Source organism: Longimicrobium sp. (genome assembly GCF_036387355.1).
Lineage (GTDB): Bacteria > Gemmatimonadota > Gemmatimonadetes > Longimicrobiales > Longimicrobiaceae > Longimicrobium.
This window is the reverse complement of record NZ_DASVTX010000294.1, coordinates 1-5,806: the sequence shown is the minus strand read 5'-3', so window position 1 is coordinate 5,806 and position 5,806 is coordinate 1. Positions and strand designations below refer to the sequence as shown.

The following is a 5,806-nucleotide window of genomic DNA, read 5'->3' as shown; positions in this document are numbered from 1 at the left end:
TCGTGGACATCGTGCGCGACGGGCGCAACGGCTTCCTGGTGCCGCCGGGGGACGCGCCCGCGCTGGCCGGCGCCATCGCCCGGATGATGGACGACCCGTCCGCCGCGCGGCAGATGGGGCTGAACGGCCGCGACGACGTGCGCACCGGCTTTTCGTGGGACGTCATCGTCGGCCGGCTGGCGGAGGTGTACGACTCCGTCCGCCGGCGCTGAGAACCTCCAGACGCCCGAACCGGCTCGCAACAATCCCGCACTCGAATCCATGATGATCAAACGGCTGGTCCCCGCCCTGATGGCGCTGCTGGCGTGCGGGTGCTCCCTCGCGGATCCGGCCACGCCGGACCCGCGGACCCGCGCGCACGGCGAAGACAAGTTCGACCGCGACAGCCGCGCCGAATACACGGTCTACGGCGTGATGGAGCACTGGGCGGTGGAGCGCGGTGCCCTGACCGGGTTCGGGCCCGCGCACCACGAGGTGCTGATCCGCACCGGCCCCGCGTTCGCGGACGGGTGGGTGGAAACGAGCACCAAGCAGGCGGATGACGGAGGCCTGGTGCTCCGTTTTGCGGACAACGGCAACTACTACCTGCTGGGCTTCCGGGACGACGACGCGCCGGAGCCCCGCGGTGAGCGCAACCTGCAGATCTACCGCAACGTGAACGGCACGTTCATGGAAGTCGCCACGGCGGACGTGGTGTGGCCGCGCGGAACGCAGCACACCGTCCGCTTTGAGGCGCAGGGCCCGGTGCTGCGCGCGTACCTGGACGGCCGTCTGCAGGCGAGCTGGACCGATTTGTCCCCGCCCCTGCCGGCCGGCGGCTTCGGTGTGCGCCACTACGGCGCAGACGACGCATGGACCACGCGCTTTGACCTGTTCCGCTGGCGCGAAGTTCCGCGGTAGATCGGCGGGTCTCCCTGTTCGATCCCGGATCGCGGGGTCATGCGTTTTCGTGATCGGACGCGACAACACCTGATTCTGCAACGGGATCGCCGGGCATGGCTCACGTGCTTCCGCAAGGCGGGCTGGGGCATGATCGCCCGAGAAGCGCGATGGAGCGACCGCGCGGCGGGCGGGAGCCACGGCCGGTGCATCCAGGTTTTTTGCCAGGGATGGCGGGTGTAGGCCCGGCACGGGAACGGCGCCGCCGAGGGGTCGCGCGCAGTGCGGAGCGACGGCCCGCGGACAATCCCTCCCCGCCGGGGCTCCGGCCCGGGCGGGGCGCGGTACCGTGCCCTGCCCCTCCCGCCGCCGCGTCTTGGGAAGTAGAATTGTCGCAGCCCCGCACCGCAGCCCCCGGGCCGGCGGTGCGGCCCGCTTTTGCCCCTGTCCCCCGCGGCCCTGCCGGCCGCGCCACGCACGGAGAAACGACGCTGACGGAACCAACCGCGCCGCGGGTTAGCCGCACCGACACCTCGGCCGTCGAGCCGCGCTACCTGGCCATGCTGGAGGCGGAGCGCGCGGGGTGGTGGAGCTCCGAAAACTTCGACACGTGGAAGAACCTGTACGTGAGCGAGTACGCGCGGGGCTTCTACGTGGTTGACACCCTGCGGCGGTACGTGAAGGGCTTTGATCCGCGCGGCACGCGGGTGCTGGACATCGGGTGCGGCGACGCCGGGGTGCTCATTGCCTTTGCCGAGCAGGGCTCCGTGTGCGCCGGCATCGAGCTGGACGAAAAGAGCCGCGAGCGTGGGCTGCTGCGGGCCGAAGAGCACGGCGTCACGATCGACTTCCGCAGCGGGGTGGCCGAGGCGCTTCCCTGGGCAGACGGCTCGTTTGACCTGGTGATCCTGGACAACGTGCTGGAGCACGTGCAGGACCGCCCCGGAACGCTGCGCGAAATTCACCGCGTGCTGCGCCCCGGGGGGCTGCTGTACATGGTGACGCCCAAGCCGTTCAGCGCCTACAGCCTGTGGAACGACCCGCACTACGACCTCGCGGGACTGGTGCTCATGCCGCGCGCCATGCAGATCTGGTACTTCGAGAAGCTGCGCGGCGGCGGCCAGGGGACGTACGACGTGGGGGTGATTCCCACGCGGTGGCGGCTGCGCAAGCTGCTGGCGGCGGCCGGCTTTTCGGTGGAGGTGGAGCCGCGCGAGCTGTGGGTGCACTACCTGCGCAACCGCATCGCGCGGCCGGACGAGGTGCGCCCCGGCCTCAAGCGCCGGCTGGCGTCGTACTTCACCACGCGCGGCTGGCCGTTCAGCAACCCCGCCATGCGGTGGTTCTGGGACGTGAGCATCGGCTCCAACTTCTTCATCGCGCGGCGCGGCTCGTGACGCTGCGCGTTCTGCACGTCATTTACGACGATCCCGGCAACCCCTGGGTGGCGGGCGGCGGTGCCGTCCGCGTTCAGGAGCTGTACCGGCATCTGGCGGGAGAGGTGGATGCCACCGTCGCCACGGGCAACTATCCCGGCGCGAAGGACGAGACGCTGGACGGGGTGCGGTACCTGCGCCTGGGCGCGCGCGGCCCGTACGCCTGGAGCCGCCTGACGTACGCGCGCGCCGCGAACGCGCTGCTGCGCACCGCCGCGTACGACGCCGCCGTCTTCGATTTCAGCACCTACACCCCGGTATTCGTGCCGGCGGACCGCCCGGGGGGGATCACCGTGCACCACGTGAGCGGGCCCACGGCGCGCGAGCGGTGGGGCCCGGTGCTGGCGCCGGGCATCCAGGCGCTGGAGCGGACGATGATCCGCCGCGCGGCCCGTCTTTCCGCCACCTCGCTGGCCACGCGCGACCTGCTGCGCACCCTGGCGCCGGGCGTGCCCATCGACATGGTGTACGCCGGGGTGCCGGACGAGCTGTTCACCCTGCCCCGCCGCCCGGAAGACTACCTGCTGTACTTCGGCCGGCTGGACGTGTTTCAGAAGGGGCTCGACACCCTGCTGGCGGCGCTCGCCCTCGTGGCCCGCGACCGGCCCGGGGTGGAGCTGCGCATCGCGGGGCGCGGCAAGGACGCGGAGCGCGTGGCGGCCATGGCGCGCTCGCTGGGCGTGCAAGGCAACGTCCGCATGCTGGGGGCCGTGAGCGAGGCGGAGCGCCAGGCGCTGTTCGCCGGGGCCGCCGTGCAGCTCATGCCGTCGCGCTTCGAGGGGTTCGGCATGGTGGCCGCGGAGGCGATGGCGGCCGGCGTTCCCCTGGTGGCCGCGGCGGCGGGTTCCCTTCCCGAGGTGGTGGACGCGCCCCGGGGCGGCCTCACCGTCCCCGCGGGGGACGCGGCCGCGCTGGCGGCGGCCGTGGCGGGGCTGCTGGACGACCGCGCCGCGCGCGAACGCCTGTCCGTTTCCGCCCGCCAGTCCGCCGAGCGCTTCCGCTGGCGCGCCGTCGCCGCCGAGCACCTGGCCTTTCTCAACCGCATCGCCCAGGGGCGCGCCGCGCCCCCTTCCCCCTCCGTACGGCCATGACCAAGACCGCTCCCCCGCCCCGGCGCCCGTCGCCGCTGGCGGCGCCCGCCGCCGACCGCGAGCCCGCCCCGGGCGCCGGACTGGCCGCTGCCCTGTACTTCGGGCTGGCGCTGGTCTACTTCCTCCCGGGGTTCCTGCCCGGGCGGCAGATGTTCGGCACGGACTACATGCACGCCGGCTACTTCTTCTACGAGTTCATCGACCAGCGCATGGCGGCCGGGCACCTGCCCGGCTGGGTGCCGTACGTGTACGGGGGCGTTCCGCTCTTTTCCAATCCGGGGAGCACCTACTACCCCATCCGCTTTCTGGCGGAGCTGGGGCCCACGCGCCTGTTTCTGCCGGTCCTGTTCTGGTTCCAGTTCGGGGTGGCGGGATGGGGAATGTACCTGCTGGGGCGGGAGATGGGATGCCGCCGGTGGGTGGCGTTCGTGGTGGGGCTGGCCTTTCAGTGGACCGGGATCCTGAGCTCCTGGGTGTACGCCGGGCACGACGGGCGCATCATCGTGGCCTCGCTGGCGCCCCTGCTCTTCTACTTTCTGCACCGCGGCATCCGCACGGGGCGCGTGGCGCCCTTCGCGGGAGCGGCGGCCACGGTGGCGTTCGCGCTGCTCTCGTTCCAGATCCAGAACGCGTGGTACCTGTTGCTGGCCGCGGCCATCTGGTCGCTCTTTCTCCTTTTTGCCCTGGGCGTGCACCGCGACCGGCCGCGGCTGGCCCGGACGGTGGGGCTGGGGATCGCGGCGGTGGGCTTCGGCTTCGTGGCCGCGGCCGTCAACTTCCTTCCCTTTCAGGACTACGTGGGGCAGTCACCCCGAGGGATGACGGGGGGCCGCGGCTACGAGTACTCCACCTCGTTCTCCATGCCGCTGCGCGCGGTGGCGGGGCTGGCCGCGCCGGAGCAGGTGGGCGCCAACGTGCAGAACGAGCAGGGCGAGTACATCCTTCCCGTGTACCGGGGGGAGAACGCCTTTCGCCTGCACACGGAGTACGTGGGCGCGCTGGTGCTGCTGCTGTTCGCGGCCGGCGTCGCGTACTCGCGCCGCAACCGGTACTGGCTCTTTTTCGCCGGGCTGGGGCTGTTCGCGCTGACGCTGTCGCTGGGCGGCAACACGCCCATCTACCACCTGTACTACGAGGTCCTTCCCGGGCTCAAGCGGTTCCGCGCGCCGGACCTGGCGTACTACGTCCTCGCCTTTTCGCTCATCAGCATGGCGGCGGTCACGCTGGAGCGGCTGGCGGAGGAGCGTGAGGCCCGGGCGGCACGGCGCGTGGGGACGGCGGAAACGGGAGACAACCGGCTGGCGATCGCCATCGCGGCGGTGGTGGGGATCGCCGTGCTGGCGGCCATGACCTGGGGCGCGGCCTCCGGGGGGATGGCGGAGGGAACCAGCGGGCTCACCCCGTCGCTGGGGTGGATGCGCTTCGCCCTGTTCGCCGGGCTCATCGGTGGCGCGCTGTGGGCGTGGTGGGCGCGCTCCATCAACACCACGGTGGCGATGGTGCTGCTTTCCGTGCTGACGGTGGCGGACCTGTGGGTGATCGGCAAGAAGTTCATGCAGACGGTGGACGGGCCGGAGACGATGTTCGCCGAAGACGACATCACCGCCTTCTTTCGCGCGCAGCAGCAGCGAGAAGGGCCGTTCCGCGTCTTTCCGCTCCCGGGGCAGAGCGCGTGGCCGGCCACCAAGGACTACCCCATGCGCTTCGGCATCGACCAGATCGGCGGAGAGCACGGCAACCAGCTGCAGCGGTACAACGAGTTCGCGGGCGCAGGGAAGGAAACCTACGTGGACTTTCACAACGTGCTGGGCGACGCGCGCTTTCTGGCGGCGTCCAACGCGCGCTACATCGTTGCTTCCACGCAGTTTCAGGATCCCATGCTGCGCGAGGCGTACCGCGGGCAGAACGCGCTGGTGTACGAGAACCTCGCCGCCCTGCCCCGCGCGTACCTGGCGCAGCAGGTGATCGCCAGCGCCCCGGGCAAGTCCATCGGCGTGATGCAGAACCCGTCGTGGGACCCGCGCACGCAGGTGGTGGTGGAAGGCGGCGCCCCGGCGCTCGCTGCCACCCCGCTGCAGGGGTCGGCGCGGGTGACGGCGTACGAGCCTGACCGGGTTGTGGTGCAGACCACCAGCAGCCGCCCCGCGATGATGGTGCTGGCGGACAACTGGTACGCGGACTGGCACGCCACGGTGAACGGGCGCGAGGTGCCGGTTCGCATCGCCAACCACACCTTCCGCGCGGTGGAGGTGCCTGCGGGGAACGCCACGGTGGAGTTCACCTTCCGCCCCGCCCAGCTGTACACCGGGTTCCGCATCACCCTGGCCTGCTTCGGCCTGCTGGCGCTGTACGGCCTGTACCTGCTGGCCTCCATGCTGCGCCGCCGGCGCACCCCGGTGA

Annotated in this window: 5 protein-coding genes; all 5 read left to right on the top strand. The window is 71.5% G+C overall.

Translation table 11 applies throughout. The annotated features are described in order from the left end of the window. On the top strand, window positions 1–212 hold a 212-nt coding region (locus VF665_RS12650), incomplete at its 5' end, for a glycosyltransferase (RefSeq protein WP_331053788.1). A gap of 52 nt (window positions 213–264) precedes the next feature. Then, on the top strand, window positions 265–900 hold the full coding sequence (locus VF665_RS12645; RefSeq protein ID WP_331053787.1) for a hypothetical protein: 636 nt from the start codon (window positions 265–267) through the stop codon (window positions 898–900). 368 nt (window positions 901–1,268) lie between these two features. Then, window positions 1,269–2,276 (top strand): class I SAM-dependent methyltransferase, encoded by a 1,008-nt coding sequence (locus VF665_RS12640; RefSeq protein ID WP_331053786.1) that lies wholly within the window; start codon window positions 1,269–1,271, stop codon window positions 2,274–2,276. After that, window positions 2,273–3,406, top strand: coding sequence for a glycosyltransferase family 4 protein (locus VF665_RS12635; protein ID WP_331053785.1), 1,134 nt, complete (start codon window positions 2,273–2,275; stop codon window positions 3,404–3,406). The genes VF665_RS12640 and VF665_RS12635 overlap by 4 nt, the downstream gene beginning before the upstream one ends. After that, window positions 3,403–5,806: YfhO family protein (locus VF665_RS12630; RefSeq protein ID WP_331053784.1), on the top strand; the 2,404-nt coding region annotated here is incomplete at its 3' end. The genes VF665_RS12635 and VF665_RS12630, both read left to right, overlap by 4 nt.

Coding starts and splice junctions, on each gene's coding strand:
- VF665_RS12645 (WP_331053787.1), top strand. CDS start 265: ATGATCAAACGGCTGGTCCCCGCCCTGATGGCGCTGCTGGCGTGCGGG.